At 60.1% G+C, this 19,333-nt stretch carries 17 protein-coding genes, 1 pseudogene and 2 riboswitches; of the genes and pseudogenes, 2 read left to right on the forward strand and 16 right to left on the reverse strand.

Going from position 1 to position 19,333, the window contains the following annotated elements:
• Positions 1–815: 815 nt before the first annotated feature.
• Genes cobA through HIJ39_RS16220 form a run of 5 tightly spaced genes read right to left on the reverse strand, consistent with a single transcriptional unit; the run spans position 816 to position 5,603 of the window.
• On the reverse strand, positions 816–1,577 hold the full coding sequence (cobA, locus tag HIJ39_RS16200; RefSeq protein WP_169101525.1) for a uroporphyrinogen-III C-methyltransferase: 762 nt from the start codon (positions 1,575–1,577) through the stop codon (positions 816–818).
• Positions 1,574–2,170 carry a precorrin-2 dehydrogenase/sirohydrochlorin ferrochelatase family protein gene (locus HIJ39_RS16205; protein ID WP_169101527.1) on the reverse strand — a complete coding sequence of 199 codons (597 nt, stop codon included), beginning with the start codon at positions 2,168–2,170 and terminating at the stop codon, positions 1,574–1,576. Before HIJ39_RS16205 ends, cobA begins: the two co-directional genes overlap by 4 nt.
• A gap of 6 nt (positions 2,171–2,176) precedes the next feature.
• Positions 2,177–3,262, reverse strand: a complete 1,086-nt coding sequence (gene sat / locus HIJ39_RS16210) for a sulfate adenylyltransferase (protein ID WP_169101529.1) — start codon at positions 3,260–3,262, stop codon at positions 2,177–2,179.
• Positions 3,259–3,942 carry a phosphoadenylyl-sulfate reductase gene (locus HIJ39_RS16215; protein WP_169101531.1) on the reverse strand — a complete coding sequence of 228 codons (684 nt, stop codon included), beginning with the start codon at positions 3,940–3,942 and terminating at the stop codon, positions 3,259–3,261. The genes sat and HIJ39_RS16215 overlap by 4 nt, the downstream gene beginning before the upstream one ends.
• Positions 3,939–5,603, reverse strand: a complete 1,665-nt coding sequence (locus tag HIJ39_RS16220) for an NADPH-dependent assimilatory sulfite reductase hemoprotein subunit (RefSeq protein WP_169101533.1) — start codon at positions 5,601–5,603, stop codon at positions 3,939–3,941. The genes HIJ39_RS16215 and HIJ39_RS16220 overlap by 4 nt, the downstream gene beginning before the upstream one ends.
• Positions 5,604–5,990: 387 nt before the next feature.
• Positions 5,991–6,152: riboswitch (cobalamin riboswitch) on the forward strand.
• Positions 6,153–6,234: 82 nt separating this feature from the next.
• Between HIJ39_RS16220 and HIJ39_RS16225 the strand changes: the two genes are divergently transcribed.
• Positions 6,235–7,176, forward strand: coding sequence for an ABC transporter substrate-binding protein (locus HIJ39_RS16225; protein WP_243239761.1), 942 nt, complete (start codon positions 6,235–6,237; stop codon positions 7,174–7,176).
• An 86-nt stretch (positions 7,177–7,262) separates the two neighbouring features.
• On the opposite strand, the gene HIJ39_RS16230 is transcribed toward HIJ39_RS16225, so the two are convergent.
• From HIJ39_RS16230 to HIJ39_RS16275, 11 genes and pseudogenes are all read right to left on the reverse strand, one after another.
• Complete coding sequence (locus tag HIJ39_RS16230) at positions 7,263–7,829, reverse strand: cob(I)yrinic acid a,c-diamide adenosyltransferase (protein ID WP_169101537.1); 567 nt, start codon at positions 7,827–7,829, stop codon at positions 7,263–7,265.
• A gap of 15 nt (positions 7,830–7,844) precedes the next feature.
• On the reverse strand, positions 7,845–8,603 hold the full coding sequence (bluB, locus tag HIJ39_RS25210) for a 5,6-dimethylbenzimidazole synthase (protein ID WP_243239763.1): 759 nt from the start codon (positions 8,601–8,603) through the stop codon (positions 7,845–7,847).
• Positions 8,604–8,621: 18 nt separating this feature from the next.
• A pseudogene (gene cobT, locus HIJ39_RS25215) lies at positions 8,622–9,613 on the reverse strand (nicotinate-nucleotide--dimethylbenzimidazole phosphoribosyltransferase); the annotation flags it as partial.
• A complete protein-coding gene (locus HIJ39_RS16240; RefSeq protein WP_169101539.1) occupies positions 9,613–10,392 on the reverse strand; it encodes an ABC transporter substrate-binding protein in 780 nt (259 codons plus the stop codon). The pseudogene cobT and the gene HIJ39_RS16240, both read right to left, overlap by 1 nt.
• Positions 10,376–11,929, reverse strand: a complete 1,554-nt coding sequence (locus HIJ39_RS16245; RefSeq protein ID WP_169101540.1) for a cobyric acid synthase — start codon at positions 11,927–11,929, stop codon at positions 10,376–10,378. The genes HIJ39_RS16240 and HIJ39_RS16245 overlap by 17 nt, the downstream gene beginning before the upstream one ends.
• Complete coding sequence (locus HIJ39_RS16250) at positions 11,914–13,026, reverse strand: pyridoxal phosphate-dependent aminotransferase (RefSeq protein WP_169101541.1); 1,113 nt, start codon at positions 13,024–13,026, stop codon at positions 11,914–11,916. The genes HIJ39_RS16245 and HIJ39_RS16250 overlap by 16 nt, the downstream gene beginning before the upstream one ends.
• Positions 13,016–13,774, reverse strand: coding sequence for an adenosylcobinamide-GDP ribazoletransferase (gene cobS, locus HIJ39_RS16255; protein WP_169101542.1), 759 nt, complete (start codon positions 13,772–13,774; stop codon positions 13,016–13,018). Before cobS ends, HIJ39_RS16250 begins: the two co-directional genes overlap by 11 nt.
• On the reverse strand, positions 13,771–14,733 hold the full coding sequence (gene cbiB / locus HIJ39_RS16260) for an adenosylcobinamide-phosphate synthase CbiB (RefSeq protein WP_169101543.1): 963 nt from the start codon (positions 14,731–14,733) through the stop codon (positions 13,771–13,773). The genes cobS and cbiB overlap by 4 nt, the downstream gene beginning before the upstream one ends.
• Positions 14,727–15,269 carry a bifunctional adenosylcobinamide kinase/adenosylcobinamide-phosphate guanylyltransferase gene (cobU, locus tag HIJ39_RS16265; RefSeq protein WP_207711734.1) on the reverse strand — a complete coding sequence of 181 codons (543 nt, stop codon included), beginning with the start codon at positions 15,267–15,269 and terminating at the stop codon, positions 14,727–14,729. The genes cbiB and cobU overlap by 7 nt, the downstream gene beginning before the upstream one ends.
• Before the next feature lie 91 nt (positions 15,270–15,360).
• Positions 15,361–15,509, reverse strand: a riboswitch (cobalamin riboswitch).
• Positions 15,510–15,579: 70 nt separating this feature from the next.
• Positions 15,580–16,377 (reverse strand): HAD family hydrolase, encoded by a 798-nt coding sequence (locus tag HIJ39_RS16270; protein WP_169101545.1) that lies wholly within the window; start codon positions 16,375–16,377, stop codon positions 15,580–15,582.
• A gap of 38 nt (positions 16,378–16,415) precedes the next feature.
• Entirely contained in the window at positions 16,416–17,777 is a 1,362-nt protein-coding gene (locus HIJ39_RS16275) for a cobyrinic acid a,c-diamide synthase CobB (protein ID WP_207711735.1), read from the reverse strand.
• 206 nt (positions 17,778–17,983) lie between these two features.
• Here HIJ39_RS16275 and HIJ39_RS16280 point away from each other — a divergent pair, with 206 nt between their 5' ends.
• Positions 17,984–19,192, forward strand: coding sequence for an ISL3 family transposase (locus HIJ39_RS16280; RefSeq protein WP_169101546.1), 1,209 nt, complete (start codon positions 17,984–17,986; stop codon positions 19,190–19,192).
• Positions 19,193–19,333: the final 141 nt, after the last annotated feature.

The following is a 19,333-nucleotide window of genomic DNA, read 5'->3' on the forward strand; positions in this document are numbered from 1 at the left end:
ATTTCCGGACCATCAACCGCTTCCGGAGCGACCGGCTGAAAGCGCTCATCGATCGGATCTTTAGCGACATCCTGCAGTAACTCATCCGAGCAGTGGTTGACGGAGGTATTCGCCGTCGACACGCCATGGGCCAAGCTTCTCCATAAATTTGAGGAGTGGGTGCCCCAGGCCCGGGCAATTCTCGAGGGCAGTCTCCAGGACGTGTTGGCGGTGTTACAGCCCCCGCGCTGCGTTAGCCGTTGCGCACGGTGGAACGCCGCATAGGTACGAGACGGGGCCGCAAGTTGGGTCCGAGCTATTTTGTAGGGTAGACGCGAGTCAAAGACCTAACGATTCAAATAGTCGTCTATCCTGCCCGTGCATGCAGGCCTCCAACTCAGGCGGGTGGTCCAACCACGTTTTGCACAATACAGCAGATTAGGCCGAAGGCCTCTTCAACCATGTGTTGTACATAACAAGCCGAATGCCCCGATGGGTCAAGAGACCATCCAACCTTAGAATGCAAGTAGCCCATCCTCTCAAACGCATCGACCGTTAGAGACAACGATGACAGAATTTTCCGGATCCCGATCGGTGCGTGGTGGACCGGACCACAGTCTCAGCGCCAGACGAAACCAGGGCTCCGCAAAACTGCCGCGGTTGGCGGCATGGCTTGCTCCGGTACGTTGTCCATCATCCGGGTTCGCTCGGTGCGAGGTCCACTAACGCTCCGTGCCCCCACGACACAACGAGGCCGCCACGGGTCACATATCCCCAGGCACAAACAAAACCGCCCTCCTGCTGGGCGGTGTCTGGCCCGATTCGGGGAGTTCCCCTTACAACGCGAATCGAGCTGGATTCTCGGATGTCAGTTGGCTCAACAGCCCTGGCGGCAACACGTCTACCACCTTTCCGATGACGATTACGGCTGGGTTTGACAATTGCTCCTTATCAATCACCGTCGCCAACTGTGCCAACGTGGTGCGCACCACCCGTTGGTCAGAGTAGGAAGCGCGCTCAATGACGGCTGCCGGTGTATTGCCCGAACGACCATGGGCCACGAGTTCGGCGGCAATGATGGGACTATTGCCCATCGCCATCAACAGCACGAGGGTGGCTTCGGTCTTGCTGAGAATGTCCCACTCCATCGTGTCCGGGTCATGCCCCTCCACCACCATCAAGGCGGCACTCACCCCACGGTGGGTCACTGGCACCGCGCCAAGCGCCGGAGCGCTCCATGCAGACGAAATCCCCGGCACGATTTCGACTCGGATGCCGGCGTCATGCAGCGCTATCGCCTCCTCTCCCCCGCGGCCGAACAGGAAGGGGTCTCCGCCCTTCAGACGCACCACCTTGGCAAAGCGGCGTGCCATTAAAATGAGCTCGTGGTTGATGGCCTCTTGACTCCAACCGTGGCCACCGGGGGCTTTCCCCACACATTGCCGGAAGGCGCCCGGCCGCACGTACTGAAGGACCTCGGGATGGACCAGACGATCGTAGAGTACGGCATCCGCCTCCCCCAGAAGGCGCCGGGCCTTCACCGTCAAAAGCTCGGGATCGCCCGGACCTGCTCCCACCAAATAGACCGTTCCCGTCATCGTCCGCCCTCCTTTCTCAGTCGCTCATGCCATGCGGCCATCGTCTGTTCTTCCAGTGCCGCGAGAGCTTCCTGACGCATGTGGCCCACCTGGCGCTGGCGAATCTGAGCGCGCGTGACCGAAAACGCTTTTAGCCGTTCCGCCCAGCCGTCATCGAAAAGGGGTTCCAACTGCTCTCGAATTCTCCGAGCCAAGCCCGGGCCCCGGCCGCTGGTCGAGACCCCGATGACGAGGTCGCCCCGCCGGAGTTGACTGACCATGAAGACCTCGGACCATGCGGGTGTGTCGACCACATTAATCAGCACGCCCATCTGGTCGGCCACCCTTTTGACCGCCCGGTTGACGGCCGGGTCATGATGCGCGGCGATCACCAAGACCCGGTTTTTGAGATCCTCGGCTGTGGGAAAACGGGGCGTATAGCTCACGCGGCCTCCGATCAAGGGCGCTACCGTCGTGTCCAGCATGGTATCAAAGATCTCCACCCGCGCCTCTGCCAAAGCCAACGCCTGAAGCTTTTGACGCGCCATCGCACCGGTACCAATTAATGCGACCGAGCGTCTGCCGACATCCAACATGATAGGGAAGTAGCCCATGTGCCTTTATCCTTTCTGAGATCGATAGACCTCCACCAAAATGTCGGCGATTTCGGGCCGCATAATTTCCACCGGCGGACGCTTACCCTGGGAGAGCAAATCTCGGACCATGGTCCCTGACATGGACAACCAGAGGGACTGGTGCGGGCACGACCTCTGGGAAGCCATTCCCAAGCACTTCGGGCAATATCCAATCTTATCGAAGGTGAGTGGCACCAATCCCATGTGCGCGGCCAAACGCTCGAACAAGAGACGGGCATCGTTCGCTCCGTAAAAGTTGCCGACTCCGGCAGCATCGCGTCCTACGATGAAGTGGGTCGCCCCGTAGTTTTTCCGCACCAGGCCGTGAAAGACCGCTTCTCGTGGGCCGGCGTAGCGCATGGCTGCGCCAAACGTGGCCAGCAAAATGCGTTCTTTGGGGAAGTACTCCTCAATGAGGGCGCGATAGGAGCGCATCCGGATGGCGGGCGGCACGTCGTCGGACTTGGTTGGCCCGACCAAGGGATGCAGCACAATCCCATCGGTCATCTCGAGTGCCATTTTCAGCATGTGCTCGTGGGCGCGGTGAGTCGGGTTGCGGGTTTGAAAGAAGGTCACCGTGCGCCATCCCCGCCGGGAAATTTCCCGCTTCACCTCGCCGGGCCATGCCGGCTCTAAGTAGGGCGATGGGGCTAGAGACTTCACGTCTACGGGTCCTGCAACGCACCAGGCACTTTGTCGCAGTAATCCTGCCACACCGGGGTGGGCGAGGTTGGTGGTGCCAAATACGCGCGTAGCCTCTTCCATTAAATCACGCCGAAAGAGATCCTCTACGCGCACCTCCGCCTTCAATCCTTCGCCGTCGTTAATCGTCAGCACATCGCCCACGCGCAGTGTCTGGGCCACGGCTTCTTCCACAGGCAATACGATCGGCAAAGGAAACACGGCACCCTGGGGCAGGTGCAACGATTCCAGCACGCTTCGGTACTCGTCTCGGTTCATGAAGCCTGTCAGCGGCGCATAAGCTCCGTGGGCTAAGAGCTCAGCATCCCGAGATTCCGTCGGCCCTACTTTGAGGAATTCGGTAAGGTTAATCTCGCGTTTGTGCGTCATAGGTGAAGCCCACACTCCTGTTTGTCAAATCCTGACCAGCGTCCGGCGCGTGGATCTTCTCCGGGCTTGATAGCCCGGGTGCAGGGCATGCAGCCAATGCTCGGAAATCCCATGTCATGGAGCGGATTGTAAGGAATTCCGTGAGTCTTCACGTAGTCCCACACGTCATCGGTGGACAGCATGACGAGCGGGTTAATCTTGACCAGGTTGTGCTTGGCATCCCACTCCACCGCTTCCGCATGGGCGCGGGTGGGGCTTTGTTCCCGGCGTACGCCCGTCACCCAAGCCTGGTACCCAGTCAGAGCTTGGTTCAAGGGCTGCACTTTGCGCAGATTGCAGCAAGCGTCCGGATCGTGCGCCCACAGTTGTTCTCCCATTTGCTGCGCCTGTTGGTCGAGGCTCAATTCCGGGCGAATGCGGCGAAGACGGATGGCGTAGCGCGCCTCCATCGCTTTCGCGGTTTGGTATGTCTCGTGAAACAAGAGGTCAGTGTCCAAGAAAAACACGTCTGGGTGCGGGGTGAGACGCGCCGCGATATCAATCAACATCACATCCTCGACGCCAAAGCTCGACGCGATCGTGAGCCCGTCCCCAAAGGTCTCCAATGCCCATCCGATGATGTGTTCGGGCGTCTGACCCGTCAGGTGTTTGGCCTCCGCCACTCGCTCGACTAAATTCATGACAGAACCTCCTGTATCCGTGCTTGTAAGCGGTCGATACCCTGGTCGGCGACCCAATCCCCAAACGCCATGCCCGCTCGCCGTTCCTCGGCATACCAACGCAACAAGGGGGAGATGGTGGGCACTAAGTCGTCAAAGGGAATGCGGTCGAATATCTTTTGAGCCAAACGGGTGCCTTTCGGACTTCCTCCGAGATAGATATGGTACTTGCCGGGGCTGGCTCCCACGACACCTATCTCCGCCATTTCCGAGCGGACGCAGTTGTTGGGGCATCCGGTCATCCGGACGACCAAGGGCTCCTCGGCCAGACCAAGCTGGGCCCACAGCTCATCCACCTGCTTTAAAACGGCTGGAAACACCCGTTCAGCTTCTGCCAAGGCGAGCCCACACGTAGGGAGCGCGACGCAAGCCATGGAAATCCGAGAGACCGGGTGCATCGCCTCTGCCAGCGCCAGGCCGTGCTGGGTCCAAATTTGTTCGGCCCGTCGGGCCTCTTCGGCGGAGAGACCAATCAGGAGCAGGTTTTGCTGGGCCGTGACGCGGAGATTGGGGCCCAGTTCACTAAGAATAGTGTGCAACGCCTCCCGCACCGGCCCTTGCACCCGTCCAGCGGGAATAAAAAGCCCGAGATGCCCGACACCGTTTTCCCCCGGGTGCCAACCTAAATGATCTTGGGGTGGGCCGAAATGAATGGGCTCGGCCGGCAGCAAATGAACCCCGGAGCGTCGCTCGACTTCCGCTCGAAAGGCGTCGACACCCCACTCTTCCACCAAATACTTCATCCGGGCATATTTGCGGTTCTCGCGATTGCCGTGGTCGCGCTGGGTTGTAACCACCGCTTCGACCACTGCGGTCAAGTCCTCGGGCTTCACCCGACCCAAGGGTTTCGCTAAAAAGGCTTTCGTGTTGGGAAGACCATGAGAGTGACCAAGGCCACCCCCGACAAGAATTGAAAACAGGGCCAGTCGCCCGTCGGCGTCGGGGTGGGCCACAATCCCGAGGTCGTCACTGTAGATGTCGGTGCAGTTATCCCCTTCCACCGCGAAACCGGTTTTAAATTTTCGGGGCAAATAGGTATCGCCGTAGAGGGGCTCGTCTTCTTGCATGTCATATACTTTCTGGCCGTTGACAAAGAGCTCAAGGTAGGCGCCCGTCTTCGGTTTTAAGTGCCGAGCCAGGCGGTCTGCGACCGCAGCTACTTCGTCGCGGAGTCCCCCGTCGGGGACGGGACAGGTCATGACGTTGCGCTCCACATCGCCGCACCCCGCCAAGGTTGTCGCCCCGAGTTGATGGAGTCGGGAGATGATCCGGTGCACGCCCGGCTTCGCAATACCATGCATTTGAATGGCTTGCCGTGAGGTCAACCGAAAGTGGCCCAGGCCAATCTCGTCGGCCAGTGCGTCGATGGCCAGGTATTGCTCGGCCGTGAGCCGCCCCCCCGCTAAGGCAATGCGGACCATGAAAGAGTAGTGTAGATCGAGCCCCTCAGCCTTGCGTTGCTTTCGCTCGTCCCGGTTATCTTGCATATAGAGACCGAAAAACTTCATAATCTGACGGCTTTCCTCGGAAACCCCAGGGTCCACCGACGCAAACATATCCTCATAGACGTGACCCCGCAGGTGGCGGCTTTCGGCTTTAATCTCTTCGACTGACTTGCCCAAATTCCAGCGCCTCCCAAATAGACGTCCGCAGCATGTCGCGCGTCATGGATGTCATTATAGTAATGAATAGCTATAATGTCTATCCGATTATTAGACATAATCATGTGGAGATGAATGGTGAAGCCACTATCGTGGGTGGCCCGAACCGCCGCCGAAACGCCACACGGGGGCCTCCTGCCTGCTACGGTGGACCCGAAAGCCACTGACTCAGACATATGCTGAGGGCTAAGAGGACGAGCGTGCGGCCTACGAGTCCCCCCACGCTTTGTCCATATGCCCCAAATTCCCCGCCCTCCGTGGCCTACCTTTGTTGCTCGGGACAGGCCCTTGTTGAGAAAGGCGAATCGGCTGGATTTCGTTTACAACCGACGCCAACATCTATACACTCGAGACAACCGAATTGTAGGTGTATAACAGGGAATCAGGTGAAAATCCTGAGCGGCACCCGCCACTGTTTACGGGGAGCAGACCCGCCACAACATTCATTGGAAGGCCGGTCGCACGCGATGATCCGAGAGCCAGGAGACCTACCTGCAAATATTCGGGCGAGCCTGCGGGTTGTCAGGCGCCGCCTCTTTTTTATGCGGCCCTTCTCGCCTAAGGTTCACTCTATATCGAGAGAAGGATGACCATGTCTAAGGCGTGGCTCGGCATCATCACGAGCCTAACAATGGGAACTTGTCTTTTAGCCGGATGCGGAACAACAGCCAGTGTCGCCTCAAGTTCGCCGACTCCGATTCACATCACCGACGACCTGCACCACACAATCACGTTGAAAAAGGCCGCGACGCGGATTGTCACCTTGGAGCCCAGCAATGCCGAAATTGCACTGGATTTAGGTTTAAAGAGCAGAATGGTGGGCACCGACCAGGCGACGTTTGAATACACGCCATCCCCGTGGCACCATCAACTGCATGGAATTCCCAACATCGGCCCCTCATATCCGGGCATTAGCGTGGAAAAAATTGTGGCGGCCAAGCCCAATCTGGTCATCGCCACCACCGGCATCAAAGGGCTTGGTGCCTTGGCGCGCTTCCATATCCCCGTTTTAGTGCTGCAACCGACGTCCATTCGGGGCATCTACCATGACATCCTGTTGGTGGGGCGCGCCACCGGCAAAACCGCTCAGGCGCGAGCCACCGTCGCGCACATGAAACAGCAAATTGCCGCGATCGAACAGAAAGTTCGCCGCGTCAACACTCGGCCGACCGTCTTTTATGATTTGGGTGGGCTCTATACCGCCGGCCCCCACACGTTCCTCAATTCCCTCATCGACATGGCCGGCGCGACCAATGTGGGAGCACAAATGTCGACACAGTCGTACCCACAGGTCACCGCCGAACAGGTCGTTAAGGCTAATCCCGACGATATCCTGATTGACCCGGAATCGGGGACGACGGTCTCCACGGAAGAGAGCATTTCCGGATTTTCCGCCATCACCGCGGTCAAAACCGGCCACGTCTACCTCGTCCCTAACTCGTCATATGTCAACGAACCTTCTCCGGCGTTGGTGATGGGATTAAAGGAATTGGTCACACTGCTCCACCCTCAATTAAAGCTAGCGGCTCAATAGGCGGAATGTCTTCGGGTGTTGGTGGACGGTCCGAACAGGATTCGCGACCGTCCACGTCTCGTATTGGCGCCATGCGCCGCAGCGCATCACCGGAACACATCGGGACTATTGCGGTAAGCCACATCGTCCGTGTGACTGCGTCCGTTCGCGGCTCGAGCCATGACAAACAAGAGGTCTGACAGCCGATTCAGGTACCGAAGTGTCGGCTCGTGAATGGGCTCGGTCCGCATCAAGGCCACCACATGGCGTTCCGCGCGGCGCACGACGGTACAGGCGACGTGCAAATAAGCCGCTCCGAAACTCCCCCCGCGCAGCACAAACTTCTGAATCTTTTCGGTCTCAGCTGCGTACCGGTCAATCAGAGGCTCCAGCGACGATGCCGCATCGGCGGACGTGCGAAATGCATGATCTTCCACGGACGCGGGAACAGCCAAGTCCGCCCCAACATCCCACAGCACTTGCGACACCTCCCCCAACACCGCCACCATATCGGCATAGCCTTCCTGCTCCAGATAAGTACTGGCCAGCCCCACAAAAGCGCCGGCCTCATCGACAGCGCCAAACGCATGGACCTGCACGTCATCTTTATAACGGCGTGTCCCCCCGATGAGGCTAGTCTTCCCACGGTCTCCGCCGCGTGTGTAAATCCGCATTCCGATTCTCCTTCCCTATTGCCGTACAGGGGTGCCCCATCTCTCTTCATAGACCAAGGTTGTCAGGTCCAGACGTTTCCGCCATCCCACCCGCTCCAGTACCGGAATGTCTGGAAAATGTGGGGTAAACCCTAATGTCAGTAACGCGACGGGATCCACATGATCCGGGATGCCCAGCACCTCCCGCACGTCTTCCTTGCGATACATGCTCACCCACCCCACGGCCACACCCTCCGCCCGCGCGGCCAGCCACATGTTCTCGATGGCGCAAGCCGTAGACATCAGGTCGGTTTCGGGGATGGTGTTACGTCCCAAGACGTGGGGGCCGCCCCGCGTGGGATCATTCGTCACACAGAGTGTGATGGGTGCATCCATCAGCCCCTCCACTTTCAATCGTAAGTAATAATCACGTTGGGAATCCGGATAATGTTGGCCCGCGATGACCCGCTCGCGCTCGACTAGCTCTTGAAGGCGCCGACGCGTCTCTTGGTCACGGACGACCAGAAAGTTCCACGGCTGCATGAACCCCACGGACGGTCCCCGGTGCCCGGCGTCCAAGATCCGTCCCAAGATGTCATCGGGAACGGGATCGGGCAGGAAAACCCGAATGTCCCGCCGAGCCCGAATCACCTTATAGACCGCATCTTTTTCAGCCGGCGAAAACCCCAGCGCCACCGGTGCATCGTTGCGTGACTCCCCGGCGGGTTCTCCTGCGATGACCGGTCCATGCGGATTGGTCACCCGCGCGTCCGAAAAGGTCGCGGTCTCGGCCATCGTTTTTAATGCCTGGGACACGAGCGGCAGCGCCAGCAAGGCCCCCGACGCTTCTCCTAACCGCAAGCCCAAATCCAGCAGCGGCGTGAGTTCAAGCGCGTGCAGCAGGCGCTGATGCGCCGGTTCCGGAGAACAATGGCCGGCAATCAAGTAGGGCCGCGTGGCCGGCACCATGCGCACCGCTGCCAATGCCGCCACCCCCGTTGTCATGCCGTCCAACAAAATGGGCACGCGGTGGGCCGCAGCGGCCAGCACCGCGCCCGTCATGGCCGCGATTTCGAAGCCGCCCAGCTTTCGCAAAATATCCCAGGCATCCTGGTCGTTAGGCTGGTTGACCTCCAATGCGGTGTCAATGACCGCGGATTTTCGGGCTAACGCCTCAGATCCAATTCCCGTGCCAGGACCGACAACATCGGCCGTCACAACCCCGAGAAGGCATGCTGACATCGCGGACGCCGCGGTGGTATTGCCGATCCCCATTTCGCCCAGAATCACCAAGTCGTGGCCCTGACCGACGGCCTCAACCGCCGTTTGCCAACCGACCTCCAGCGCGGCATCCAATTCCTCGACGGTCATGGCCGGCCCCCGCGCAATGTTGCCGGTACCCCGTGCCACCTTCCGGACCCGGACGCCGGGATGGCGCACCGACCGCCGAATGCCTACGTCGATGAGCCAGAGATCCGAACCCGCGCCGCGCGCCAGGACACTCGAGACCGCACTGCCCATCGCCACGTTGACGGCCATTTCTTCGGTCACTTCTTGCCCATAGGCGGAGACACCTTCCTCCGCGACGCCATGATCGGCAGCAAAAATGACGGTTAAGGGCTTCGCAATGCGGGGGACAACCTGACCCTGATGCCCGCCAACTGCACAACGAGCGGCTCCAGCTGGCCGAGACTGCCGCGCGGCTTCGTCAGATCATCCAATCGCGCTTGGGCTCGACGCATGGTCGATGGGTCGAGCGGCGGCCCGTCGACCAAGCGCGATCTCCATTGAGACGGCAGGCTCATCACACCGCCTCCCGAATGATCTGCGCCATCTCCTGGAGACGGTCGACCAAGCGAACCCCGCACTCCAGCACCGTCCCGTCCATCTCGTAGATGCGGCCGGTTTGCACCGCAGGCACCTGTGCCGCCTCAGGGCGCAAGCGCATCTGGTCGATTTGGAATGGTATTCCGCACCATGATGCGAAGATGATGTCCGGTTGAGCCACGATCCACTCCCCTGGTGCCACGACCCGGTCACGGGCCTGCCGTCCGGCCAGCGAACGCTCGCGAAAAACATCGGTCCCGCCGGCCGTCTCAATCAGATCGCTGACCCAGCCAACGCCGGCAATCAAGGGACCCATCCACTCCTCAAAATATACGCGGGGTCGACGCTTGAGCGTTTGGGACGCGTGGCGCACCGCCTCGACTTCGCCTTCTAACCGCCGTACCAGGTCTGAGCCCCTTACATTCTCACCCACCGTTGCCCCTAATAGCCACACGTTGCGGAATAAATCCGCTAAGCGATGCGGATTCAGGTGAAGGATGGACGCCCCCCGCTCGACCAGGCCCGCCGCCAATTTCTGCTGGACGGTCGACGTCAGGATGACCAAGTCGGGCTGTTGGGCTAAAATGCGGTCTACGCTGCCGTGCTGAAATCCACTCACTTTGGGAATGGTCAAAGCCTCCGACGGATACGTCGTATAGGCGGAAATGCCCACCACGCGATCCAACGCCCCCAGTTCTGCCAAGATCCCGGGGATTTCCGCCGCCAAGCAGACAATCCGTTCAGGATATCGAGCCATGCTTCTCATCCCCCAATTCGTTCAACGTGTCCTGGCCCATGCGCATGGCGGTGTACAAGAGGTCCAACCGGAGATGTCCCCGCACCGCGGTAGCCAATCGGTCATAGGCTCGGTCTCGCAGAGCGGCCACGGACAAGGTCGACCGCTTCGGGCCGACGCCCGCCCGTTGGCGTACCTGATTGAGCCACAGTTCGCGAAAGCCCTGGTTATCCAAGATGCCATGCAGATACGTGCCGACCACCGCCATGTCCTCGAGCACGATACCGTCGGGCCGCCATTTGGTCTCGCCCGCCGCACGGACGGCCGCGAGCGGAGCCGTGTTCCCGACGGAGATGGTTTGGCCCATATGGATTTCATAGCCTTTAATGGGGACCGACGTCCAAGGGCCGGCCAGCTGCCCTTCTACCCAGATCGTGCGTTTGGGCGAGACCAGTGTGGTCTCGATGGGCGCCCATCCCAGTCCGGGTACTTCAAGGCGATGTGATTCGAAAGCGTCGGGGTCGCGGACAACCTGGCCCAGCATCTGATATCCTCCGCAAATACCGAGGATTGGACAGTCCCGGGATCGCGCATGCTGAAGCGCGTCTGACCATCCCGTTGCGTGAAGCCATGCCAAGTCGTCCATGGTGTTCTTCGTCCCGGGCACGATAATGGCGTCGACGTCGCGCAGATCCTCCGGGTTTCGACCAAAAAATGGGTCCACATCCGGTTCCCAAAACAAGGGGTCCACATCGCTGAAGTTGGCGACGTGGGGCAGCGGGACAATCCCAATACGAAGGCCCCCCGTGTGGCGCGGCTCATAACGCGGTGCGTCGAGTCCCAGGGAATCTTCTTCGTCAATGGCCAAGTCGGGCAGATACGGAATCACCCCGAGAACGGGAATCCCCGTGCGCTCCTCCAGAAATCGCACTCCGTCATCGAACAACGTCGTGTCGCCACGAAATTTGTTAATCACGATGCCCATGACCCGCGCTCGCTCCGCCGGCTCCAACAAATCCAGGGTCCCAACGACCGCAGCAAACACCCCGCCGCGCTCGATATCAGCCACCAAGAGAACGGCGGCGTCCGCCATCTCCGCCGCACGCATGTTCGCTAAATCCCGAGCCTTGAGATTCATTTCGACGGGACTTCCGGCCCCTTCCATGACAATCACCGGAAACCGCTCCGACAGGTAACGAAAACTCTCTTCGGCAACGCGCCACAACTCCTCCTTATCCGATCGCATGTAGGACGCTGCCGATTGGTCGGCGTAGACCCGTCCCTGGACGATCACTTGGGAGGATCGCCCATCGGTCGGCTTCAGCAATATCGGGTTCATGTGCGCGTTGGGCGGAACCCCAGCCGCTTCGGCCTGAGTCGCCTGAGCCCTGCTCATCTCCAAGCCGTCTGGGGTGACAGCGGAGTTCCGCGACATGTTCTGGATCTTGAAGGGTGCCACGCGGTGACCGTCCTGTCGAAAAATTCGGCACAATGCCGTGGCCAACACACTTTTGCCCACATGAGACGATGTGCCCATCACCATCACACTTTTGGCCATCGTTCTCCCTCCTCCTGCAAAATCTCCTGCACCGCCGAATGGAACGCGTCATTCTCCGCTTGACTTCGAATTGCCACACGCCAATACGCCAGCCCCAACCCGGAGAAGTCCTGACACAGCCGAACCAAGATGCCGCGATGAAAAAGGGCCTGCGACAAAAGCCGAGACCGTTCATCATCGGCCCAGCGCATCAAAAAGAAGTTGACCGATGTTGGGTGCCGCTGATACAGGGCGCTCGGTCCCCAGACTGCGTCGACCCGTTGCTGTTCCCGACGAAGCCAGTTCGCCGTGTCGTCTCGAAACGCCTGGTCTTGCAGGCCAACCGCCCCCGCAACTTGAGCGAGGTGACTCACGCTCCACCGATCGCGCACGCGATCGAGGTGTTCCACCCAGGAACGATCCGCGATCGCGTACCCTAATCGCAGGCCAGGAATCGCCAAAAACTTCGTCAGCGACCTTACCACGACCACCCCAGAGCCCGGCTGCAAAGCCTCGGACACGGCGGTGTTCTCCGCCTCGTCGGGGAGAAAGTCCATAAAGGATTCGTCGATAAGCACGGCCACCCCGCGTTCCGCCAACGCCTGCAGGGGTGCAGCAAAACCACTCCGTCGGACGTGACGTCCGCTGGGATTGTGCGGATTGTTCCAGATGACACAGTCACCCGGCCGCGCTTCCTCGATCAAGCGGTCCCAGGGCGCCGTGAAATCAGGAGATGCGAGCGAAACCGACACGACGGCCAGACGATTCCTCAGGGCTGCCGCACGATATTCGCTGAATGCGGGCTCCAGAATCCATACGCGGGTTGGATTCCATGCGCGAAGCACGAGATCGATGGCTTCCGTGGCCCCGTTGCTGATGAGGACATTGGCTTCCGGCACCTGATAGCGATCGGCAATGACACACTTGGCTTCCGCCTGGGTGGCGTCGGGATAGAAGCAGATGTCGTCCAGCGCTTGCACCAATGCCCGGCGTACCGTTTCGGGCGGACCCAACGGATTGATGTTGGCGCTGAAATCGAGAATATGGGTCAACGGCAGGCCTAAGTCGCGGGCTGCTCGATGTATTTGGCCGCCGTGCACGGCGGGCTTACCGTCCATAGCCCCATCCTCCTGTGACGGCGAGAAACCCGACCCATTCGACAATTTCGAGGAGCGCACCGTAGGTGTCGCCGGTCGACCCGCCAAACCGGTGCCGGATCAGGCGCGCCCATAGCACCGTCGAAGCCACGGCGAGGAGCACCACCAACAGCGCCTCATGCCACGGCATCAAGGCAGCCGCCGTGAGGAGGCCCACTCCCGTCGCCCCAGCAACCGTCCACTTGGACAGTTGCCGGGCATAAAGAGCCCCAAGGCCGTCGGGCCGGGCTGCAGGGGTCCCCATCATCAACCAGACCACCGATGTCCGGGCCAAGACCGGCACCACCACCCACACGCCCATGGCGGTGGCCGAAAGATGGGCAAAAGCGACGACCTTTCCCATCAGTACCAGCATCACCGCCACCGCGCCCATGGTGCCGATCCGGCTGTCTTTCATCACGGCTAAAGCGCCCGGGGCCGATTTGCGGCTCCCTAAGGCGTCAAACGTATCCGCCAAGCCATCGAGATGCAAAGCCCCCGTTAACAACACGTACGCGGCCAGCACGACCACAGCCGCCGGTCCATGCGGCATGAGATGTGCTGTGACCCACATTGCGCCCCAGAGAAAGAGTCCCAAGACCCATCCAGCCGCCGGAAAAAATCCTATACTGCGACGAAGCGCCGCGTCATCAACACCGGTAACGGCAGGCATGGGCACGATGGTTCCGAATGCCATGACCAGCACCAGGCTCTTAAATACGCTCCTCATCGCACCAACCACCGCCATGCGCCCAAGCCCAACAACACCAGGCCCATCATGACGCCGGTCCACCGGACCACCCGGACCGCGCGGACGATGTCTTCAGCCTCCAAGGCACGCGTCGCGTCACCCAGCTCTGCCCGACGGGACGGTACACCTCCGTAATAATTGAGGCCGCCGAGTCGCACGCCCAGGCCCCCGGCCATCATCGCCTCGGGAATCCCCGCGTTGGGACTGGGATGGCGACGCGCATCCCGCCGCATGATCCGCCAGGCCCGTCGAGGGGCCAAACCGAGCACCGCCATCACTACCCACAGCAGGGCGGCCGCCAGTCGGGCGGGGATAAAATTCATGCCATCATCGAGCCGGGCCGAGGCCCATCCGAAATTCCGGTACCGAGCATTGCGGTAACCCACCATTGAATCCAGCGTATTGACCGCGCGATACGCCATGGCTAACGGGGCACCTCCGACGACGGCATAGAGCATGGGCGCCACAATACCGTCGACGATATTTTCCGCCAGCGTTTCCACAGCCGCACGAACCACTTCCGTTTCCGGAAGCTGAGCCGTGTCGCGGCCTACAATCTGGCCCACCGCACACCTGGCGTCCGGCAAGCCCCGTGACAGAGCATGATAGACGTCGAGACCGGCGTCCGCCAGCCCCTTCCAGGCTACCGTTGTGGATATCATCCAGATAGCGGTCATCCACTCCAGTGGCGCCCAGACACGTCCCGCAACCCACACCAGGGCCCATGTGGCGGCGCCGGCCATCAGAGGGATGCCCAATGCCAACACCATGCCGCAGATCTTCAGACGACCAGGGCCCAGTGAATCACGATTCACGCGCCGGTCGTAAGCACCAATGGCAACTCCCATGAGGGTCACGGGGTGCGGCCATCTACGGGGATCGCCGACCAGGGCGTCAACGCCCAGTGCCGCGGCTCCCAGACTCCAGGTATTTACCATTCTGGCCCCAACTTCCGAACATCCACCGGCCGTCCCGCAACCATCCAAATGACATGTTCTGCCGTACGCGCCACCTGCTGATTCAAGCGGCCTAGCGCGTCGCGATAACGCCGGGCCAACGCATATTCGGGCACGATGCCCTGACCCACTTCGTTGCTCACTACCACCAAACCGTACCGGAAGGCCTCGAGAGCCCGTCCCAACGCGTCACTGCGGTGTGCGATGGCTTCGTCGGTTAAGCCGGCGTACATCCAGTTATTGAGCAACAACGAGAGGCAATCCAGCAAGACGACCGCCGGCGCTTGGCGCTGGTCCAGCCACTGGGCCACATCCACGGGCTCCTCGATCGTGGTCCAATGCGCTGGACGGTTATGTTGGTGAGCGGCGATGCGAATCTGCATTTCCGAGTCCGTGACGGTCCCCGTCGCTAAGTAAACTACGGGCCACGACGTTTGTTCCGCGAGCAGGGACGCTCGCTCTTCGGCATAGCGGCTCTTCCCGCTGCGCGCCCCACCCAGAATGAACGAATAGCCCACGACGCACATCCCACCCATCGTAATAAAGAAGACCGTCTCGACGACGGTCTATGGATGGGAAAAAGAATCTCCATGACCTTTCCTCGAAGGCGGATTCTGCGCATCCAAGGCAGGTCTCCTGGCTCTCGAACCGAAGGTTCGATTACAGTGGCGGGACCGCACCGGTTTTACACCGGTTTCCCTATTCTCTCGTGATCCCCGGTTCTAGACGGGGCGAGCACCTTGGACGATGTGCGCGACTTCTTACCGTTCATGGTATGAGAGGCGTTCGGCCTTGTCAACGCGGCAGGACGCCAGCAGACAGGGTATCTTAGGGAATGACGCCGAGGTATTGCAGTGCTGCTGCCACTCCATCATCCTCATTCGAGTCGGTAATGTATTTGGCGCGCCCTTTCAACGCATCCACAGCATTCCCCATGGCCACCGGGTACCCGCAGAGCCCAAACAACCCCATGTCGTTCGGTCCATCGCCAAACACCATGACGACCTCCGGATCCACGCCCAAAGCATTCAGTACCCGGCTCAGCGCGCTCTCTTTGGATACGGACTTTTCCATGACCTGGATGAGTGCCCCATCCGGCGTTGCCCGAATCTGCACATAGGGGTCAAACGGGCGAAGGACGCGTTCCCAGTTCGCATTCCCCGACAAAATAATTTTCGTGGGTGAGAGCGCTTGTATCTGCACTTCATCCACCGTGTGAGGGGGCGGATAGGGCGAGTCGGCATTGATGACCTCATCCGCAATCTGGGATTCAAGGCAGTACCAGGCGTCCTGAACTTCAAACGAAATGATGGAACGAGGGTCCGCGGATAACACGGACTGGGTGATTCGGGAGCTGACAGAAGGAGGGATGGTCCGATGGTCGTAGACGAGCCCGTCGGACTCATGGATGGTGAGCGCACCATCAAGATAGATCACAAATTCTCTCAAAGCCTCGGTGACCAGCAAATGCCGTACGTCCCGCGGTGGCCGTCCCGTGGCCAGGACGATGGAAATCCCGTGCGCCCAGCACGCATCCACCGCCCGCAAGGTTCGCGGCGAGATCGTCTGGTCACGGTTCAGCAAAGTCCCATCCAAATCAAGAACAATGCATTTGATGGCAGCCATCATACCTCCTTTTGGCCCGGACCCTCTATCTCGGCCGTTTAGTCCAACCCCTGCTCCAGCCATGCGCGAACAGCCTCCGGAGCGGATGGAAAATACAGGTGGCTGTAGCCTGCCAAAAGGGTTGGGGAACTGTGTCCCTCAGGAGCCATGGGCGCGCGAGCCGACGAGACCGCATAAGCCGAAACCAGCCCGCTTGCACGATGGATTTTGGAATGATGGTAGGCATGTCCTCGAAACCGACTGCCGGACGGAAAAACCCCGTCGGACAGTACGGTAAGCTCGCGGTATCCTAATTCCTGCAACGAAGGTGTCATCTCCGTTTCCATGGGAATAGCCCCGACCATCGGAAATCGCTGCCCATGGGACCATATGGCCTCTCCCAGAAACATATATCCGCCGCACTCAGCCAATGTTGGGAGTCCATCCGATAAAATGCGGTCACGAACATCACGCATCATGCCAGGATGTTGGACGAGATCCTCCACGTACTCTTCCGGAAATCCCCCGCCCAAATATAGATGCGTCGCCCCCAAGGGAATGCGCTCCCCCAAGGTCGGTCGAAACCACAACAATTCGGCCCCCATGGCCGTCAACAAATCCAGGTTGGCCGGATAATAAAAATTGAAAGCCCGATCGAAAGCGATGGCGACGCGTGGTCGTTTTGCGGGCCGGGACCAATGGGGGAGTGGGTCCGCGAGTTCGGAATGTTCATCGGCCATCGCCACGCGCCAGAGTCTATCGAGGTCCAAATTCTCTCCCAACAGCTGTCCCGCGACGTCAAGCTTGCGGCGACTATCTTCTCTCGTTTCCTCGGCCGTGACAAGTCCCAGGTGTCGCTCTGGCAATATGACCGATTCGTCGTGTCGGAGAAAGCCCAACACGGGAACGCCGGTCTCCTGCTCAATGGCAGACTGTACCATCGCCGCATGGCGCGCGCTGCCGACCCGATTCAGGATGACTCCCGCAAGGGTTGCATCGCCGGCCAGAACCTGGAATCCCTTCACGATAGCCGCCGCCGATCGCGCCATGGCATGAATGTCGAGCACCAAAAGGACAGGGCAATCCAACAATTCGGCCACGTGCGCGGACGATCCCCAGTTGGCGTCCGACGACACGCCATCCAACAACCCCATGACGCCTTCGATGAGCGAGATATCTGCATCCTGACTGTGCCTCAAAAACGTTCGACGAACGTCCGCTTCTCCGCCCATCCAAATATCCAAGTTATAAGATGGCCGGCCCGTAACTAGATGATGAAAGGACGGGTCAATATAATCTGGTCCCACTTTGAACCCTTGCACGCGTTTACCTTGGGATGTCAAGAGCGCCATTAACGCTAACGTGATGGTGGTCTTCCCGTTTCCACTGGCGGGAGCGCCGATAAGTAAACGGCCTGTCACCACAGAACCTCCTCGGTGGGGCACCAAATTCAACTACGATAACCTATGTCCATTCATGTTACCACGGAGCCACGCTGAAATTGCCGTCCCGCGGGCTCTAGGATAAACCTGTGGGATTGGCACGTTGACAATCGAAGAGGAAGGAAAAGAACGGAAGCACATCCAATCTGTGTGATCGCGACATCAAACGCAGAGGAGTGCTTCCTATGAATCAGCCTATCCTAAATCTCTTAGAACTCCAAGGGGTCGACGTCATCGACGTTTACGACGCGACGAACGGCGGCAAAATTGTGGAGATCGTGTGTCACAAGCCCGATCCATGTCCTTGCGGGCACGGACGGTGGCATCGGCATGGCCGTCTCGCACCCCGCCAAGTTAGCCATCAGTGGGTTGGCGTGCATTGGGTCCACCTGCGGTGGACGCCGCAGCGGTGGCGCTGTACCGCCTGCCGGCGCACCGTGGTCGACCGTCCGGGACAGTTGCGACCCTGGCAACGATTGACGCCGGTCGCGCAAGCGGCCGCTCTACTGGCTTTGCAACGCGGGAGCTTCCGCGGCACGGCGGCGATGTTGGGCGTGGGGCCCGGTGTCCTGCGTCGATTGGTGGACCGCGTGGTGCCCCTCGAAACGCCACGCTGGTGGGACGTCCCCGGCGATCTGGTGCTCAGTGTGGATGAGCACAGCTTTCGCGGGACCGATTTGTGCATCACCCTCGCGATGCAAGCGCCCGTGCGCCGCCTGATTACGGTCCTCACGGATGACCGCATCCGCACGTGGGATGCGTGGTGGCAAACCGTGCCGGCGTCCGTGCGGGCGCGCGTTCGCGTTGGCACCTGCGACCTCAAGGCGAGCTATCGCAAGGGCTTCGAGCGGTGGGGCTCCGACCAGCTGCGCGTGGTCGCCGATCCGTTTCACGTCGTTCACGATGCGAATCGGCGGCTTGACGACATCCGACGGTTGGAACAGCAAGAAACCGGCCACGCCATCCCACGCTGGCCCTTGGTCAAGGCGCAAGAACGTCTGACGCCGCGGCAAGCCGCGGCCCTGACGCGCATTCGCCAACAATTCCCGGCGCTCGGTGCGCTCCATGCGCTGAAAGAGAGTCTCCGGGACTTCTGGGCTCAACCGACCCGTGCCGACGCCGAACAGCATCTCTCCCGTTGGCTGATCAACGCGGATGCATGCGACCACGCCGAAGGTCGCGTCTGGGCCGGCCTCATTCGTCGGTGGAAGCCGACGCTCTTGGCGCATTGGGATCAACCAGAACGATGGACCAACGGGTACCTCGAAGGGTTGCACACGAAAATGAAACAGCTCAAACGCGTGAGCTATGGCTTTCGAAATCGCGATCGCTATCGCCGGAAGATGTTGCTTGGATTCTTACCCTCCTCAGGGATCCCACAGTTATTGACATAGAGCCACCCCGGGATTGCGTCCGTCATAAAATGTGGGTAAACTACACATAGAAATACAGGTGCACGCCATCCGGCCCATGCCGAATGACGTGCAGAGCTCCGAAGTCTGCGATCGATTGACGAAGAGCGACATCGAGTAACC

The organism is Sulfobacillus harzensis (assembly GCF_012933365.1).
In the GTDB taxonomy this organism is placed as follows: domain Bacteria; phylum Bacillota; class Sulfobacillia; order Sulfobacillales; family Sulfobacillaceae; genus Sulfobacillus_B; species Sulfobacillus_B harzensis.